Here is a 16,174-nt window from a genome sequence, read left to right as displayed (position 1 = left end):
CTCTACTTCTGCTCCGCCGCTTGCAGGGCCTCGGCTAGCGCCTTCTTGTACTTCTCGTAGAGCTGGGCGAGCGCATTCAGCCTCTCCCGGAGCTCCTGCAGGCTCTTCTCGAGCCTCCCCCTCTTCCTGGCTATTATCTGGAGGGCGGTTGACGCGTCGGTTTCAGCGTAGTACTCGAGCCCCAAGTGTACTATGAACCTGTCCCTGCTTAGAGGCCGGCCGCGCGTGTAGGCGTTGAAGCCCGGGTCGAGGGGGAAGATAACCTCCTCTCCGTGCTTGACAATACCGTCGATAGAGTCTGACGCTAGCTTTAGGTTGTTGACCGCCGCCTCTAGCTGCGCTATAAGGGCTTGAGTGGCCTCTATCTGCTCCTGGATGGCGGCGAGCTGGCTTTGAATGTACACCAGCTCCTCGGCGCGCCGCTGCTGCTTAGCCATTAAGCCTTCACCCAGCGCTCCAGCTGCGCTAGCTTGATCACGGTTAAGTCCTCGACTTCCTCGAGCGGAACCTCTTCAACGCGGTCTATCTTGATGTGCCTCCTCCTCAGCTTATGCCTCGAGCCCAGCTCGGAGTAGACTCGCTCCAAGGCGTGCTCCGGCTTCAGGGCCCTCACGTATACGGCGAACTTCCTCCACTCGGGGAACCTGTCATGGGAGAGTAGCATGCGGCCGCTCACACGGAATATCTTAACCTCACTCACCCCATGCCACCCCCTAGGGCGTACTGGATACGGGCCAGCTCGGGGCCCGTAGTGTCCATGCCGGCTATAGCCCCTTTATCATTCGCCACCAGGCCCGTGCGTACCAGTGAGACGCCGAAATTAACTGTTCCCGGCACCAGGGGGACCTTGAATACTTCGCTAAGCATCTTTATCTCGTCCTCGCTCGCGTTGGGGTGGACCAGGCCGCCCCTGTTGTTGGCCAGCACCACCGAGCCCACCGCCGGGGTGCCGGCTATCCTCGCCTTAACAACCTCAACCCCCAGCGCGTCCTCCACGACCTTAACGGCCTCATCCTCCAGGCCGGGGTAAACCACGGCCCCCTTGTTGTTCGCGGCTATCAGGTTCCCCACAGCGTTATTCGTGGAGGGGAGGATGACCACGTTGGCGTCGCCAACCGCCTCCTTTATGGTCTTAAGCTCATCGTCCGCGACCGTCTTCGGGAGAATTATTCCATTATCGTTCCCAGCCATTATGACGCCAAGGAGCCTGGTCCTAGACACAGTGACCTCGATAACGTCAACCTTCAGCACGCTCTGAATGGCTTCAATGTCGTCGCGCTGAAGCCCCGGGGGGACGAAGGCCCAGTGGTTTGTAGCGTGGATGTAGACGCCTACGTTTGGGTTGCCTAGAATCTGCAGCTTCGCCACTTCAAATTTCGCCATGGGTCAAGCCCCCAGCCCCTGGCGGAGGCAGGCTACCCCTTCCCAGCCTCCTTCCCGGCCTCGTAGACGCCAGGTTTGACTTTGCCGCCGGCGAGCCTAACGAGCGCCACCCTTACCTTCTCACCCTCCTCCTCAACCTCCTTAACGGTGACCACTACCTTAACCCTTCTCGGCGGCTTCTCGCGGCCCCTGCTCCATATGTACTCGTTGACCTCGTTATCTATGACCACTCGGTCGGCCTTGGTGTGCCTGGCCACGAATCGCCGCAGGAGCCTCACAGCCCTGTCGGCGCGGTTAGACCTCCTCCCCCAGTACACGCGGGCCAGGGGGACCACGTAGACGTACCTCCCCGGCTCAGTGGGCACCGCCAGCCACCCCTACAGCAGCTCAAACCTTCAGCTTCGAGACCCTCCAGTGCCTCCTCGCAGGGCTGAAGGTGACCCTCCTATTGGTTTTAATGATAACCCAAACCGGGACAGCGCTGTTCGACTTCAAAGCCCTAGCCAGCCTGAGCTTCCTCGCGTGAGGCTTATTCCTCGCCACCGCCGCTGCACCCCCATCCAAGCCCCGGCTGCCGGGTGGCTACTTCCTTTTGAAGCGTATCCTCGGCTCCCTCTTCCCCGCGGAGTCAAGCCGTGCGAGTAGCTCTATAACTATATCCTCCCCGACCGGCGGCTGAAGCCTGCCAGCCTGGACGAGCTGGATCACGTAGTTCTCGACTGCCTCGGCTAGCTCAGGCTTGACTAGCCTCACGTTCGTCAGCCTGCTCCTCGCCCGCTCGGTTAGGATCCTCCTAAGCAGAGCCTCCCTCTGCGCCTCCCGCAGCGCCTCCTGCTCCCTGCGCCTCCTCTCCTCCTCCAGCCGCCTCTGTAGCTCGAGGAGCTTCCTTCTACGTATCTCCTCCAACTCTGCGTCGTCGGAAGGCTCTAGCGCCATCTCAGCGCACCTGCCCAGCGGGGTGCGCGGTCAGGGTTAATAGGCATCGGTCCCCGGGAGTGCCTCTGGGAGGAGGGGCTGGAAGGGGTTTAGAGGTACCTCTCCAGCTCGGGGTACTCCTTCACTAGCTCCTGCATTATCTCCTTAGCGGTCCTGTCCAGCAGGCTCCTGCCTAGCGGGGTCAGGGTTCTACCCTTGCCGGGCACCTTCTTGACGAGCCCGGCCTCCTCCAGCTGCTGGAGGATCTTGCGTATAACCGATCCGCTGGCTTTCGCGAACCTCTCCGGGGCAACGCCCCTGTTCATCCTGCCCCCGTAGATCGTCCTAAACCTCTCGATCCCGATGGGCTGGCCGGACTTGTAGAGCTTCCTGAGTATCGACGCGGCCCTCATGTACCACCAGTCGGGGTCCTGGGGAGGCCTCTCCTTGTGCACGCCCGTCTTGGCGAAGAACGCCCATACAGGCGGCTTCACCTGCTCGTACTCGTTCTTCAGCTTCTCGGCAACCCTCCTGATCAGCAGGTCCGCGGGAACGTCAAGCGCCGTGGGCACGCCTTCCCCGCCCTCCCGCAGGCCTAGGGCTGCGGGTTCGGGAGTTTAAATTAGCACCCTCCCACGGCTGCTCCCTGGAGGCTAGGACGAACGTCCTCCCCCTAACGCCCATGAGCTTCGCTCCAGCGAGCCGGGCTACTAGCCCAGCGGCCTCCCTCCTGTCAAGCCCCTCTGTTGCGAGCGCCGTCTTCAGCATCTTAACCTTGATCACGCCCTTGGCTTTGAGCCTCCGCTTGATCTCCTCGATAACCCCCTCGGTGATCCCATTCTTCCCTATGATCACGTCGGGGCTCGAGTGGTGGGCCCTCTTCACCGCCTCCCTCAGGCTCCCCGCGTTCACCCTCATGCCCTCCCCGGGACCTGGGCGCGCGGCCCCGGATCTTATAGGGGTACCGGTGGATCCAGCCGCAGAGGCTGCACACGACGACCCTGTAAGACATCCCGCCCTGGCTTCGGAGCCTCACCCTAGCGGTCACGCCCGGGATGAGGGGCGCGCCGCAGTTCTTGCAGATGCCCCTCTTCACCCACCTCGGCGGCCTGACCCTGCTCCTCTCGGCAATCCTCCTGATCAGGCTGGTGAGCATCCTAGCGTAGCCTACCTCGCCAGCCCTCACGGCGTCGACGGCTAGCCTGTACAGGATCACCATCCTCTGCCTGGCGATGTCCCTAGCTAGGCGCCTGCTCCTCCTCAATTTTCCTCAGCTGCCTCTTATACATCTCGACCAGCTCGTCCTCCGTCGTAGCGTCCTCGGGGCTCTTGTCATCCCTCCACCTTATGAACCTAGGGAACCTTATCGAGATGCCTACGCCGGGCTTTATCTTGCCGAGGCAGCAGGTGTGCATCGGCGACAGGGTCAGCTCGGCCCCTATTATCTCAGCCACCTTAGCCGGGACGAACCAGACGTCAGCCTCAAGCTTAGAGTCGACACGGGGGTGCTTGTGCGGGATCCTGTAGGGGCCGAGGATCTCATCCATGCGGTCGAGGTCCTCGTCGGTGAAACCGGAGCCTACTTTGCACACGGTCTTGAACGTGTCAGTCTTGGGGTCGTAGGCGGCCATGAGGAGTGTGCCTATCTTACCACCCCTCCTGCCCTTCCCGTAGAAGCCGCCGACTACTACGAGGTCGACAGTGTCGATCATCTCGCTCTTGTAGTCCCTCTTATACTTTATCCAGAGCCACCCGCGGGCGCCCGCGCGGTAAATCGACTTGTCATGGATGGCCTTAACCATGACACCCTCCGCGCCGTCCTCTATAGCCTTCAGGAAGAACTTTTGGAGCTCGTCGGGGCTACTAGTAATGATGTGGGTGGCTAGGCTGAACCTCTCACTAGCCTCTACAATCTCCTCCAGGTGCCTCCTCCTTACGGGCAGCGGCTTCGTGGTGAGATCCTCGCCCTCCCTGTAGAGGGCGTCGAATAAGAAGACCGCTACTGGCACCTCCTGCATGGCTCTGTGTATGTCGTGCTTCCTCTTCCTCCTCATGAGCTCCTGGAAGGGCCTCAGCTCCATGGTGTCGGGATCTATCGCTACTATCTCCCCCTCCACGATGGCCTTCTCCGCCTTGATGTGTCTCCTCGCCATCTCCACGACGTCGGGGTACATGCGCGTGATGTTCTCTAGCCTCCTGGAGAATATGTAGATGTTGTCGCCGTCCTTGTGGATCTGCCCCCTCTCACCGTCGTACTTGTACTCGACGAGCCCCCTGCCACCCACCTTCCTCAGGATCTCCGCGGGGTCGTTGTGCCTCTCCGCCAGCATCGGCCTCACGGGGATCCCCACCATTGGCTTTACATCCTTGAGCGCCTCCACGCCGTGCTCCATCACCGTCCTCGCTATCAAGCCCAGGTCGGCCCGGAGGTTGTAGGCCCTCTCAATGAGCTCCCTAGCCCTGGCCCCGCCGCCGAACGCTATGGCCAGCGCGTCCAGAATGGTTGCATCCCCGACCCCGAGCCGGAGCTTGCCCTCGATGAAACGTACTATGTACTTAGCCTCCTTCGGAGAAGCCTCCGCGAGGAGGCCCGAGATCAGGCTCAGCTTGAGGTCCCTGCTCCCCTCGCCAGTCGCCATCGCAACCCTCAGGAGGGTGTTGTAGACCTTGCTGACAGTGAGCTTCCCCCCGCTCACGCCCATGAAGGCCTCCAGGCCCATCGGCCTCCTCTGGGACCTGAACTTCTCAGCGAGCCTCTGAGCAGCCGAGCCCAGGTCCCCGAGGGTCTTGTAGAGCTTCTCAACCTGGGACGTCGAGACCCTGTAGGCTAAGGCTATAGCGTTTATCAGCAGCTTCTCCCCAACACCCAGCTCCGGGTAGCCCTTCCAGTCGGGCCCGAGCTTGCCCTGTATCAGGTAGACTACTTTATCGACGACCTCAGGCGGAGTCTTCTTCAACAGCCTAACAGTCAACATCGTCAGCTGTGTTCTAGAAGTTATCTTCTCCATAGCCTCAAAGGCGTCAGCCAAAACACTGAACTCTAAATCCCTCTCGCCACCCATCTCCGGACCCGCCCGCCAGTCATTTTAAGGTCTGGGGAATGCAATAAACCCTATCAGGCGTCGGAGCTACTTTAGTGGATCAGCGTTCATTACTAGAATGCTCAGCCTCCTCAACCTCCTCACCCCCAAGGATAGCTAGACCCCTTTTGACATCTTCAAGCTCCTCCTCTGTTAAGCCGTAGAGCTGAGCAACGGTTCTATCTATTTCCTCCTCAACGGCTTTTAGCTCGGAAAAACCATTTACCTTAGCGAGTTCATGCGCTTTCCTCGAAAGCATGGCTAGCTTTGCATGAATCCTGTTTGAGGGGTCAAAGCGCATTATATTTATCATGTTTACAAGGTTTGGCGTGGCAAAGTTCTTTCCGCCCTTAGCGATTGACTGTAAGATTAGATTTACAAGGCTCGAGTTAAGTATGGCGCAAATGTAATGAGCTTCATCTTCACTCTTTACAGGTATGAATGTAATAACATGCTCGGGTATAACAGGTTTACTTCCTAAATAGGCGTTAGTAAACGGAGTAGCTACCGCTGCATTCAGACTATCACCCATACCATTCATTACGACCTTTACGCTAGCCAACGTTTGGCTTGTAAGCTTGTAGATAAAATAGAAGGGTTGACCTCTTCCATAGTGCCTGTAATCCGACCTATTTAATAGTAGCTGCTTAAATTCACTTAAGTAGGCATAGGTCTTTGGATACCTTACTTTTAATTCGTTTTCCGGTATAGGTCTAACGGTTTTACTATCATGAGGTATTACACCGTATGCAGCAATGTTAATACGCCATCTCGAAATCCCTCTATTTTCTAGTATTGGGTAAACTAGATCCTTTTCTAAGATAGCTTTAACCTGCTTAACCTTTGCCTTTCGTCCACGCTCAGCTAGATTCTCAACCGAAACAGCTTTCTCGTCTGTCTCGTCTAAAATGCGTACTCTATAGACGGCTGCAGGGTAAAGATCCGCCCCACCATAAGCTCTATACGCCGAGTTTCCGATAAGCCTATCCAGCTTATCAAATAATCCTTTTTCACGAAGCGGGAGGAGTGGAGGGACGTCTTCGTAAGGCTTGTACCCGCCTAAAGGCCTGGCGTAGTATTTTACGGTTTTAGTGATTTTAACGACTTCCTCTAGGGGCATGTCTTGAGGTATCTTTCCTCTTGTTATCTTAAACCACTTAATATAGGGTATGGGGAATGTTGTCTCCTCACCCTTCCTGGCTATAAACATGGATGTTCGGTTAGAAGCTTTTTCAAACGGTTTAATGTGAACTAAATCGTGGATAACCTTTACTTTAAACGGGACAACTCTAGCCTCGCCTGATGCAACCTTCTTGAATCTAAACTTTCTGAAACCGCTGCCTGCCATGGCTTTAAACGCTGCATCGTTAATTAGGAAGCCGAAGACCCCGCCGTCAGCCAGGTATTTATCTATGCATCTGTATGCGAATATCATTGAAAGATCTACTTTACTCTGTGCATTCGGATTACTTGGAAAGATGCCGTAGGCTCTGTACAACTCTTTAATCTTGGGCTTGATCTCTTCAGCTACGTTTTCCCAGTTAACCCATGGAGGATTCCCTACAACATAGTCGAATTTCCCGTAGGAACTCGTAATGACGAGTGGAGCAAACGCGTTTCTGATTATAGACGCCCAGACATGGTTTTTACCCTCCTTCTCTAGCTCTAAGAATTTTCCATACAATCTTCCTATTAGACTTAGCTCGGCTTCACCTAGATTATCAAGCTCCCTCTTAATCACTTGCTTGAACTCCTCTATGCTATACCCTAGCCTTACGTACCTGTCTATGCTCTCTAGCAGTCTTCCCAGGAGTCCCTTATCCACGATAGACTTTGGTATAATGAACTCTCCAACCGACGTCTTGATTACGTAGGATACGCCCGTTAATGTGCCTCTTGACTCAACGAGCAACGAGTCGGCTAGGTAGACGGGTATTTCTATGGGGCCTTTAACGTATGGCAGCAAGTCGGCTATGGCGAGTAGGTAGTTGGTTCTAGCGGCTAGGACTGCTAGAGGGTTCAGGTCGAAGCCTACAACGTTCCTCAGGAGGTAGCTTGCAAGCACGTCGTTAAGGTAGTGCCTCTCAGCGTACTCCCTGAACCTTTTTATCGCGAGCACGAGGAAAGTGCCCGAGCCGCACGCTGGGTCAAGCACCCTCAGGTTGAGCGGGGCCAGCACGTCATTCTTCTCCCTGGCCAGCTTCTCGAAGTGTTCAACTGTCAAGCCAGCCTCGTTTAATACTAGCTCGGCTAGCCAGTCGGGCGTATAGTACTCTCCTAGATTATACCTTATCTCCTTTGGCACAAGGTTCTGGTATAGTCTCTTGAGCAGGTCTCTAGCATGCTCAGGCTCCAGTACAGGCGTGGCTGGCTCGTAGTATGAGAGTGCCTTAGCGATCTCAGCTATGACCCCCGCTAGCTCCTCGTCTAGCTCCTCGAGGTACCATGAGAAGTAGTCGCCTTCAATGAAGTTAGTGATGTTAAGCAGCTTTCTGAAAACCCCTCCGCTCTCAAGCTCCTCTAAGGCCCTTTTCAGGGAATCCAGCCCCCTCATATGGGCGTCTCCGATCTCGTCTATGTACGACTTCAGAAACCTGCCGGACCCGTAGAGGTAAGCTATCTCTGCAGCCAGCAGTTTCATTATGAGCGCGTAGTATGTGTGGATAGCGAATAGGAGGGCGCTATAATCCACTCGGCCGGAGATCCTGTACTCTTTTTCCAGCCCCCTGAGCTTTTCAGGGCTATACGCGCACACCTGCGAGAACAGCCTCATCCAGTCATTAAACAAAACCCTAGACTTGGGACTCTTAGGATTCGTAATCTTGTCGTAGAAGACCCTCACGGCTCTCCTCGCAACCGGGCTTCTTGGCCCAAAATCCTTGAGAAGCTCGTCGACCGTAAGCTTCTTCCTGTTTAACCCCCTGATAGCCTCGATGAGTCTGAGCACGGTCTCTCTGTTTAGGTCGTAGGGGCCTCTCATAACCCAGCTCTTATTCCTCGCATCATACCTGACAAACGCTATTTTATCGCTTAGGATAACGCCTAAGTACTTGTGCCTCCCTTCCTTCGTCTCAGCCTCCATCTTTATAATGTATTTTACGAGTTGTTCCTTGGCCTTAGCAATATCGGATGGCCTAGACAGTTTACCGGGAGCCTTATACTCGATTATTACGCGTCCATATAAAGCGTCCGTCTTCCCCCCAAGGATTAATGCGTACTCATGCCTCCCTGGCTGAAGGCCGAGTTTCGAAATTACCTCATCGTAGAGGATCCTTTCAGCGTTAATCTTGAATTCTTCCTCGTTTGAAGCCGTTGCTGCAGCCTTCTTAAGCTCCGTTAAAACCTTTTCGACGTCAACTTGCCCCATCACTGTTACCTACCCTCGCTCAACTCCATCCTATCCATTAACCCAGTCATAGAAGCAGGGGTACGGTCCCATATCATGGCTGCGAAGTCCTGCTTAGTATTCTCAACCCCGCGGTGAACCTCAAGCCCTCTTCTTATCGCCTCCTTGTCCATAAGGGGTTCTGGTGGGATAGCTAGGCTCACCCGGCAACCCCTATATGGGCGTATATCCACATACGTATACGTTTTCCCTTGACGTGAATGCGTATAGCCTCAAAACTACTTAGGTAATACTAGCTAGTGCCGTATGCTATTGAGGCAGGTTAGAAGCCTCCTCTTAATCATAATTCTTCCCTTTACGCGTAGCCTCCTTTCCGCAATAATTTCAAGTATCTCAGATACGCTTGGTCCTGTTTCACCTAGTAGGTCTCCACGCCTAGCCTCGCTAGCCCTGAACTCTCCGGGAATCTGTATGAACCACCCTAGCCTCGAGAATGGGCTTCCTGGGTTTTTCTCGATACGGCGAGAGCTGAGGTGGTGGCTCGCCGGGGTTGTGGGCGGGCGGTATTCGATACCCTAGACTGTTCCGGTGGGCGGGTTAAACCTCGTCGACTAGGTCTGCGGGGGTTCTGCTCCTCCGCTGTGCCCTATACACCTCCCACGCCATCTCCGCTGCGAACTTGAGCGCTGCCCGGGCCTTTAGAGTGTCGAGGGTGGACTTTAAGCCGTGGATCCTGGCCTCCACGGCTAGGCCGTCCGGGGACTCTTTAACGTCTAGCCTGACCCTCTCCTCCTCCGGGATCCCTTGCCTGGCCTGGGCCTCGGCTATCTCGGCTATGACGCTGTCGAGGTACGACCTCACGTCGCCGGATAGGGTCATGGGGAACTCGGGCACGAGCCTCACGTAGTCCTCGCCCCTGTACAGTCTGGCGATCCGCCTCCTCCCCACCCTGATCTCCTCGACGCGCTCGCCCGGCCTGGCCCCGCCCCTATCCTCTATGAGGGAGAGCATGCTCTTCAGGATCCGCAGCTCGCTCTCCAGCTCCTCGATCCTGGACTTCAGCCACTCAACGATCTCCTCCCTCGACGCAACCCTAGCTTCGATGCCTTCCTTCAAAGTCTACCCCCCGTTAATGGCTATGCCCGAGGCGTCGAAATAGAGTAGGCTGGCAGGTGATACCTGATAACTGCCCCCCGCCCCGGGCCTGTGTTGCGGTGTTAAACCCGCTGAGCCCCTAGTTCGGGCTGGAGCCCGGTGCACCGAAGCCTCCCCGAGAGGCGGTGTGGAGCCGACCACCGTAGTGGGAGCCTCTTGAGGCGATGAACGGGGTTCGCTGCCTAAACCCGTGGGGGTCCAGCCTACCGCCTGCATGGCGTGGTTGCTGTAGCGCTTTAAACCACTAGTAGCTGGGTTTGGTTAGTGGGGCGTTTTTGTTTTGGGGAAGGGGAGGAGGATCGACGAGTACCTTGGAGGGGAGCGGGGGGCTCCGCGCGGGGCTTCCGGGTGTGACAGCGCGGTTATTGAGAGGGCCGCCGAGATCGCCGCGGAGAAGGTTGTGGCGAGGTTCCTCTCCAAGGTGGTGGATGAGATAGAGGCGATCCGCAGGGAGGTCGAGTCGCTGCGGGTGGAGGTGGAGAGGCTCTCGAAGCTCGTGCAGTCGCTGGGCAGGAGCGGGGGCAAGGGATTCCGCTCGAGGAGGACGGGGGACTCCTCGGAGTTAGCCGAGGTCCTATCTAGGGAGGGCTACATCTTCGCGAGCGAGGCCAGGGCGAAGCTGGGCATTGGGCCTCTGAGGCTGAAGTCTGAGGCAGAGAAGCTGGGGGCGGTTGTCATAGAGGGTGAGGGGGATGTGGCGGTAGTTGACAGGAGGGCCTACGAGGAGTTCGTGGCGATGCTGTCGTCGGTGAAGACCTCCGACCCCGTGGAGGCGTCCAAGCAGCTTGGGAGGTACGAGCGGCTCTTCAACGAGCTGAGGAGGGGGGGCAGGCTCTACTTCGACGCCCGGAGGGCTATGTGGAGGATCCTCTGAACGCCGGGAAAGGGCTATAGCCCCTTCAGGGCTACATAGGGGCACGGCGCCGGGAAGGTGTCACGGGTTGGGGTTGTACTACGTTAAGTACTACCGGATACCCGGCGGTTTAATGGCGGCTATAGCGGACGAGGAAGTGCTCGGGAGGCTAGTTTACGACAGGGAGACCGGCCTGTCTATAATAGTGTCCGAGGAGTTCTACAAGGGAGACCTCGTCGGCGAGGAGGCTGCTGAGAGGGCGCTCCTCGAGGCGGACGTTCTAGTCCTTGCTGGTGACAGGATCATAGAGAAGGCGATCAAGCTGGGCCTGGTTGACCCGGAGAGCGTGCTCCGGAAGGGGGGCCTGAGCCACGTTCAAGTCTTTAAGTTCGGCTTCTAGCCCCTCGACGGCCGGCGGCTACTCTTCCTCAACGACCGGGCCGGGGGTTCCAGGCTTGCATCCCCACTCCCGCGCCGCCCTGGAGAGGGCTATGGAGGCGCCTAGGAGGAGCCTAAGCGCGCCCTCAATGAGGGGCTTGGAGGACACGACAGCCGGGGTCCTGTCGAGGGCCTCCGCCAGGTCCCTCCTAGCCCTCCTAACGCCCTCCATTGCTATTGCTAGGTAGAAGCACGGGTCGCCCTCGCCCCCCGTCAAGCGTACTCCCTCCACGTGTAGCCGCACCTCGTGCACTTGTAGAACCTGGTGGGCGGCTCGTCGGCCGCTCTAGTCTGCTGCATCCACACCAGGACCTCGTCGTGGCCGCACTTCGGACACCTAACCACCCCCTTCAGCTTGCTGGCGGTCGGAGGCACCGCGTTGGCGCTCACGACGAGCAGCTTATCCCTGGGGCTGTGCTTGACCTTCACCTGCACCTTAAAGCCGGTGCTATCCTTAACCTCCTCCATGTACCCGCACGAGGGGCACACGAGGTACCGCTTCCCATCCACCACTCTGGGCACTAGTATGGAGCCACACCTCGGGCAGAACTTCACTACTCAACACCCCCCGGCTAGCGCGGGGGTTCGGCTTAGTCGTTCGAGGCTCTTAAGGCTTCTAACCTGGCATCTAGCTCCTGCACGCCTCCCTAAGGGTCTCCTCTAGCTCCCCGACGGCCCTGGCTATGGCCTCGGCGAGCTTCTCGGCGGCCCCGACCCCCCTCGGCGGCTGGGGCGGCTCGGGCAGCCCGCAGCGGCAGGGGCCGGTGGCGTACCTAAGCTCACCCATGTAGCCCCGCCTGGCCAGGTCTAGGCATGCCTCCGGGCAGCTCCTTGCGATGGAGACTCCGTCTATCGAGACATCCCTCAAGACTAGGCCAACGGTCCAGCTGCCGGACTCTAGTGAGACTAGGACTCTTGCCTCCCTCTTCAAGGCTCCCCCGGGGCCTTCCGGGTGCTACTCCCAGTCCGAGTAGTCCACCCTTCGGGCTTTTAGCTTCTCTAGGTAGAGCGTCCGGAACGTTTTGTTCATCTCGAGTATCTTCTCCAGCGCCTTCCTCAGCGCCTCCCTGGGCTTCACCGAGCCATCCGTCTCGATGTAGAGTATTATCTTGTCCTCGAGTGGGTGCGGTGCCTCGTAATACGCTACAACCACGCCGTCAAGCGTTGTGAGGGTCTTCTCCAGGAGGTTCCCGAGCGTGTGGTCCTCGCCCTCAATGATATACTTGGCCTTCGTGTTGCTCTCGAACTCCGCCTCTAGCTTCCGCGCCCCGTAAGCCATGGCCTACAGCCTCCACGCGGCCTCCTTCAGCTCTGGAACTACCTCCATCCAAGGCTTTTTAATAACTATCTTCCCGTCATCGTCCTCGAAGAGTAGGCCGGCCTCCAGGCCGGCCTTTACAACCCTCTCCACGGGAGCCCCCGTGAGGCTCGCTACGGCCACCACCGCCTTCTTCGCCGACCTCGTGGACTCGAGGAGCCTAGCCTCCTCCAGGGCCCGCTTGACCCTCGCGGCGGCGTCTATGACGTGCTCGTAGCTGGCGTTGGTTTCAATGAAGCCGTCGGCGTAGCGGGCGTCGGAGCCCTCCATCCTGAGGACGAGGGCCAAGACGTCGCCTGGCACAGCGAGGCCTACCTCCCTGGATATGAGGCGTAGCGAGTAGCCGCGCCCGCTCCTCGTCGGCCTATACTCCTCCATGAGGTTCTTGAGCCTGATCAGGCTGTCCCTAATCATGAACTCCTCGCCGTAGATCTCCACCAAAACCTTATCCCCTCTAACCTTGATTGAGGCGCCGTAGGACTTTACAGCCTCCGCTACCCTCTCCAGGAACTTCTCCACATCCACCCCCGCGGGCAGCTTCACGGCGACCTCTCTCTTCTTCAGCCTGGGCAGGAGGACCACCCTTCAGCCCTGGAGTGCATAGTGGGGCTTTGAGGCTTACGAGGCCCTTGAGGCGCTCGGGCTTGAAGCGTGCTGGCAATCATCTTCGCGGGCCGGGTGAACGGCCCCGGCGGGGATGGCAAGGAGGCGGGTCCACGGGCGAGCCCCGCCTCCCGGGAGCTGGGATCCCGTGGGGAGGGTGGAAGGCTACGCTGGCCCGTTAGAGCCTGCCTGGGCTGAGCCCCTGCACCTTCCTCAGGGACGCGTAGAGAATCCTCGAGCCTGCGTAGATGCTGACCTTCCTCTTCTCGATGGCGCCGCAGCGGGGGCACTTCATGGCCCTCTGGTTCAGGGGCTGCAGGGGGGCGCCGCAGCGGGAGCACTGGGCGAAGACGACGCCGTACTGCGGCTCCTTGGTTGAGAGGTGGTAGGGGCTCCCCCAGTTGAGCGTCTTGGCCAGTATAATGTCCCCGGGCCTGTAGTAGTCGTAGATGTCCTTCACGAACTCGTCTGCTATGTTGGCTATCGTGATTGCCCCGGAGAACCTGCCGTTGAACTCCCAGAGCCACTTGAGCCTGCCCTGGACCTTCAGCTGCCCGTAGATATCCACTAGGACCAAGTCGTTCCTGATGCCCGTGACGAGGCCTAGGACGCTGCTCCCGGGCCCCGGCCTGCGGAGCCTCTTCCTCGGGGTCACCGTGAGAGTCCTCGTCCTCTGGTCGAGCCTAGCGACCCCGGCGACCGCCGCCCTGATCAGGCCTGCCTCCTCGTCCACGTAGGTCCCGTCGCCCGGTATGTACTCCTCAATCGAGGCTAGAGCCTCCCCCGGGACCACCTGCCTCTCTACGAAACTCGACGACATCCACTGCTACCCTCCTTACCCTGCTGGCGTGGTGCTCCATCTCAGCCGGGAGTGGGAAAAGCGCTTTTTCAAGCAAGATGACCCGATACCCCATCCTCTCGGCCTTCCTGGCGTGGAAGTCCAGGTTCCCGCTCTTCAGTATGGCGTAGATGTACCCCGCCCCGATGCTCATAGCGTAGCCGAGGATCTCCCAGTCAGCCCCCCTCCTGTGGACCCCGAAAGGGAGGGTTCGTGACCACGACGTCCACCGAGCCCGGCGCTAGGGGGCCTGTGCCCCATGACACCCTGGCGGCTATGAAGTCGACGAGCCCCGAGACTCCGAGCCTCTCGGCGGCGGCGAGGCAGAGGGGTGCGAGCCTCCCGTCGACCTCAACCGCTGCAACCCTGGCCCCCGTGAGGAGCGCGGTCGCGACTGCGAGCCTGCAGGTGCCGGCGCCGAGGTCCGCTGCGACCCTGGGCCTCCGCCTCGACGCGTAGAGGGCCAGCCTCACCGCCAGCTCCGCCGGGGTGGTGTACTGCTCCAGGTCCAGCCTGGGCTTGGGGATCCTGGGGACCGCCTCCTCGAGCGCCGCGGCTAGCCTGTGGAGCCTCACGGGGGCTCACCACGGGAACCTGTAGGGGCTCAGCTCCCCCCGGAGCGCCATCACTGCCTCCCCGGGGGTGAGGACGGGCTTGGGGTAGTCTTGGACGTCGTCGATCGGGATCCTGGGGCAGCTTGTAACGACGAAGGCCTCGAACCAGGGCTCGTCTATGCTCCTCACGAGGTCGGCCCCCGTCGCCTCCGCAGCGTAGACCCTGTACTCGACGCCCCTCTCATCCATTAGGCGCTTGAGCCTCGAGTAGAGCCAGGGCCTGTACTGGCCAGTCTTCAAGCCGAGGATGATGCCCCACCGCTTGGAGCCCATGGCCTGGGAGACCTTGAAGAGCCTCACCTTCAGGAACCTCTCACCGGTGGGGGTGACGTCCTCGACGCGGAGAGTGTAAGGGTCGATCTTCACCACGGGCTTGCGCGTCGCGAGGTAGAGGCCGAGGGGGTGGAAGAGCCCGCCGCCGACGAACACGAAGCCGTCGGCCCGGGAGCGGAGGGCGACCCTGTAGTCGCAACCCAGGACCTGGCCGTCGAGGAAGAAGGGGGGATCCCCACGGGGCACCTCAGCCTCGACCCCGGCCCCCCGGAGGGCCTCCGCCACACTGGGGAGGATCCTGGCGTGCTGCACGGAGCCGACCACCGCAACCCTACCAACCCCCCGCCTGGCGAGGATCCCTGCAGCCTCCTCAACCACCCCCGCCGGCACGCTCGACTCGTAGAACGCGGGGTCGAACACCACGTAGTCGGGGGGCTCGCTGCCGTCGGCGAGCTCGGGCGGGTAGGGGGTGTGGCCCACGTGCACGATCAAATCCGGCTTCAGGAGCGACGCCTTGCCCAGCTGCAGGTCGCAGGCTCCGAACACGCTGTCGCCGTGCACCACAACCTCGGCGCCCGTAGCCCTCTCCAGGCACTCTGCCAGGCGCCTGGAGAGGGGCTTCAAGCCGTCAGGCAGCTGCAGGAGGATCCTCCTCGCACCCCTCCTCCTAGCCTCGCCGGCAACGCGGCCAGCGTCCACCACGTAACCGCCTACCCTGCACTCCACCAGGTAAGCCACCCGCGAAAGGACAGGGGCGGGTGCGGAGGCGATAAACCGGGCTATAGGGAGGCGGGGCCCCGCGGGGCTACTTGAGGCTCTTGATCACTATCCTCGTGGGGAGCGGGAGCTTGCTCGCGCCCCTCCTCAGAGCCTCCTTGACGTGGTCGGCGTCGCTCTTCCTGGCCCACACCTCCAGCACCACGTGGCCGGGGTAGACCCTGGCGGCGGTGCCGACCGGCTTCCCGAAGGCCTGCCTCATCCCCTCCTGCAGCCTGTCAGCGCCGGCGAAGGCCATCATCTTGTTCTCCCTCAGCACGTGGTGCGGGTACACCCTCACCCTGAAGTAGAAGTTCGCGTCGCCGACAGTCTCGGAGAGGTACTTGTTCACCGCGACCCTAGCGGCCTCCAGGGCGTTGTGCCTGATCTGCCCAGCCTCGATGACGACTAGCTCCCCCTTGATCTCAGCGTTCTCCATCATGGCGTGGTTGCCCATCTCGAACTTCGTTATCTTCGGCGGCGGGACTCCGTGTATGTACTCCCTCCTAGTGTACGGGGGCCCGCTGAAGTGGGTGTAGCACCTCGCCGGCCTCAGGGGCATGCCAGAGCACCAGGGCCCGCTAGGCCCCCGCGGGGGTTTT

23 protein-coding genes are annotated in these 16,174 nt (G+C 59.4%); 2 read left to right on the top strand and 21 right to left on the bottom strand.

The annotated features are described in order from the left end of the window. Positions 1-2: 2 nt before the first annotated feature. From pfdA to ACYQ3J_RS00845, 12 genes are all read right to left on the bottom strand, one after another. On the bottom strand, positions 3-437 hold the full coding sequence (gene pfdA, locus ACYQ3J_RS00900; RefSeq protein ID WP_460123201.1) for a prefoldin subunit alpha: 435 nt from the start codon (positions 435-437) through the stop codon (positions 3-5). Next, positions 437-700 (bottom strand): 50S ribosomal protein L18Ae, encoded by a 264-nt coding sequence (rpl18a, locus tag ACYQ3J_RS00895; protein ID WP_460123198.1) that lies wholly within the window; start codon positions 698-700, stop codon positions 437-439. The genes pfdA and rpl18a overlap by 1 nt, the downstream gene beginning before the upstream one ends. Continuing rightward, complete coding sequence (locus tag ACYQ3J_RS00890) at positions 697-1,383, bottom strand: translation initiation factor IF-6 (RefSeq protein ID WP_460123195.1); 687 nt, start codon at positions 1,381-1,383, stop codon at positions 697-699. Before ACYQ3J_RS00890 ends, rpl18a begins: the two co-directional genes overlap by 4 nt. A gap of 32 nt (positions 1,384-1,415) precedes the next feature. Next, positions 1,416-1,748 carry a 50S ribosomal protein L31e gene (locus ACYQ3J_RS00885; RefSeq protein ID WP_460123192.1) on the bottom strand — a complete coding sequence of 111 codons (333 nt, stop codon included), beginning with the start codon at positions 1,746-1,748 and terminating at the stop codon, positions 1,416-1,418. A gap of 22 nt (positions 1,749-1,770) precedes the next feature. Then, entirely contained in the window at positions 1,771-1,926 is a 156-nt protein-coding gene (locus ACYQ3J_RS00880) for a 50S ribosomal protein L39e (RefSeq protein ID WP_460123189.1), read from the bottom strand. A 39-nt stretch (positions 1,927-1,965) separates the two neighbouring features. Next, positions 1,966-2,319, bottom strand: coding sequence for a DNA-binding protein (locus ACYQ3J_RS00875; RefSeq protein ID WP_460123186.1), 354 nt, complete (start codon positions 2,317-2,319; stop codon positions 1,966-1,968). Between the two features lie 89 nt (positions 2,320-2,408). Next, a complete protein-coding gene (locus ACYQ3J_RS00870; RefSeq protein ID WP_460123183.1) occupies positions 2,409-2,870 on the bottom strand; it encodes a 30S ribosomal protein S19e in 462 nt (153 codons plus the stop codon). Beyond that, a complete protein-coding gene (locus tag ACYQ3J_RS00865) occupies positions 2,854-3,153 on the bottom strand; it encodes a YhbY family RNA-binding protein (protein ID WP_460123180.1) in 300 nt (99 codons plus the stop codon). The genes ACYQ3J_RS00870 and ACYQ3J_RS00865 overlap by 17 nt, the downstream gene beginning before the upstream one ends. Continuing rightward, on the bottom strand, positions 3,068-3,517 hold the full coding sequence (locus tag ACYQ3J_RS00860) for a ribonuclease P protein component 4 (RefSeq protein ID WP_460124540.1): 450 nt from the start codon (positions 3,515-3,517) through the stop codon (positions 3,068-3,070). The genes ACYQ3J_RS00865 and ACYQ3J_RS00860 overlap by 86 nt, the downstream gene beginning before the upstream one ends. A 19-nt stretch (positions 3,518-3,536) precedes the next feature. Then, on the bottom strand, positions 3,537-5,360 hold the full coding sequence (locus ACYQ3J_RS00855) for an ATP-dependent DNA ligase (RefSeq protein WP_460123178.1): 1,824 nt from the start codon (positions 5,358-5,360) through the stop codon (positions 3,537-3,539). 79 nt (positions 5,361-5,439) lie between these two features. Beyond that, entirely contained in the window at positions 5,440-8,745 is a 3,306-nt protein-coding gene (locus tag ACYQ3J_RS00850) for an Eco57I restriction-modification methylase domain-containing protein (protein WP_460124537.1), read from the bottom strand. A 576-nt stretch (positions 8,746-9,321) separates the two neighbouring features. Then, entirely contained in the window at positions 9,322-9,840 is a 519-nt protein-coding gene (locus tag ACYQ3J_RS00845) for a hypothetical protein (protein ID WP_460123175.1), read from the bottom strand. Positions 9,841-10,159: 319 nt separating this feature from the next. Between ACYQ3J_RS00845 and ACYQ3J_RS00840 the strand changes: the two genes are divergently transcribed. Both ACYQ3J_RS00840 and ACYQ3J_RS00835 read left to right on the top strand, forming a co-directional pair. Continuing rightward, a complete protein-coding gene (locus tag ACYQ3J_RS00840; protein ID WP_460123172.1) occupies positions 10,160-10,753 on the top strand; it encodes a hypothetical protein in 594 nt (197 codons plus the stop codon). A gap of 67 nt (positions 10,754-10,820) precedes the next feature. Then, entirely contained in the window at positions 10,821-11,132 is a 312-nt protein-coding gene (locus ACYQ3J_RS00835; RefSeq protein ID WP_460123169.1) for a DUF424 domain-containing protein, read from the top strand. Positions 11,133-11,150: 18 nt separating this feature from the next. Here the strand turns inward: ACYQ3J_RS00835 and ACYQ3J_RS00830 are convergent, their stop codons facing one another. The 9 genes from ACYQ3J_RS00830 to ACYQ3J_RS00790 all read right to left on the bottom strand — a co-directional run bounded on the left by ACYQ3J_RS00830 (position 11,151) and on the right by ACYQ3J_RS00790 (position 16,134). Next, positions 11,151-11,402: a hypothetical protein gene (locus tag ACYQ3J_RS00830; protein WP_460123167.1), complete on the bottom strand. Its 252-nt coding sequence runs from the start codon at positions 11,400-11,402 to the stop codon at positions 11,151-11,153. Then, positions 11,384-11,725 carry a transcription factor S gene (locus ACYQ3J_RS00825; protein WP_460123164.1) on the bottom strand — a complete coding sequence of 114 codons (342 nt, stop codon included), beginning with the start codon at positions 11,723-11,725 and terminating at the stop codon, positions 11,384-11,386. The genes ACYQ3J_RS00830 and ACYQ3J_RS00825 overlap by 19 nt, the downstream gene beginning before the upstream one ends. A gap of 73 nt (positions 11,726-11,798) precedes the next feature. After that, positions 11,799-12,101, bottom strand: a complete 303-nt coding sequence (locus tag ACYQ3J_RS00820) for a hypothetical protein (protein WP_460123161.1) — start codon at positions 12,099-12,101, stop codon at positions 11,799-11,801. Positions 12,102-12,125: 24 nt separating this feature from the next. Continuing rightward, positions 12,126-12,449, bottom strand: coding sequence for a DNA-directed RNA polymerase subunit L (locus ACYQ3J_RS00815; RefSeq protein WP_460123158.1), 324 nt, complete (start codon positions 12,447-12,449; stop codon positions 12,126-12,128). A 3-nt stretch (positions 12,450-12,452) separates the two neighbouring features. Then, complete coding sequence (locus tag ACYQ3J_RS00810; RefSeq protein ID WP_460123155.1) at positions 12,453-13,070, bottom strand: DUF2067 family protein; 618 nt, start codon at positions 13,068-13,070, stop codon at positions 12,453-12,455. Between the two features lie 199 nt (positions 13,071-13,269). Further along, on the bottom strand, positions 13,270-13,911 hold the full coding sequence (locus ACYQ3J_RS00805; protein ID WP_460123152.1) for an exosome complex RNA-binding protein Csl4: 642 nt from the start codon (positions 13,909-13,911) through the stop codon (positions 13,270-13,272). 194 nt (positions 13,912-14,105) lie between these two features. Then, on the bottom strand, positions 14,106-14,504 hold the full coding sequence (locus ACYQ3J_RS00800; protein ID WP_460123149.1) for a methyltransferase: 399 nt from the start codon (positions 14,502-14,504) through the stop codon (positions 14,106-14,108). Between the two features lie 6 nt (positions 14,505-14,510). After that, a complete protein-coding gene (dph2, locus tag ACYQ3J_RS00795) occupies positions 14,511-15,554 on the bottom strand; it encodes a diphthamide biosynthesis enzyme Dph2 (RefSeq protein WP_460123146.1) in 1,044 nt (347 codons plus the stop codon). Between the two features lie 67 nt (positions 15,555-15,621). After that, the gene (locus tag ACYQ3J_RS00790) at positions 15,622-16,134 is read right to left on the bottom strand and encodes a 50S ribosomal protein L16 (protein ID WP_460123144.1); all 513 of its coding nucleotides are present in this window, start codon (positions 16,132-16,134) and stop codon (positions 15,622-15,624) included. Between the last annotated feature and the right edge of the window lie 40 nt (positions 16,135-16,174).

The sequence above is a fragment of the Stetteria hydrogenophila genome (genome assembly GCF_054657575.1).
Note: the sequence above shows the minus strand (reverse complement) of the source record. Positions and strands in the feature narration are given on the sequence as shown.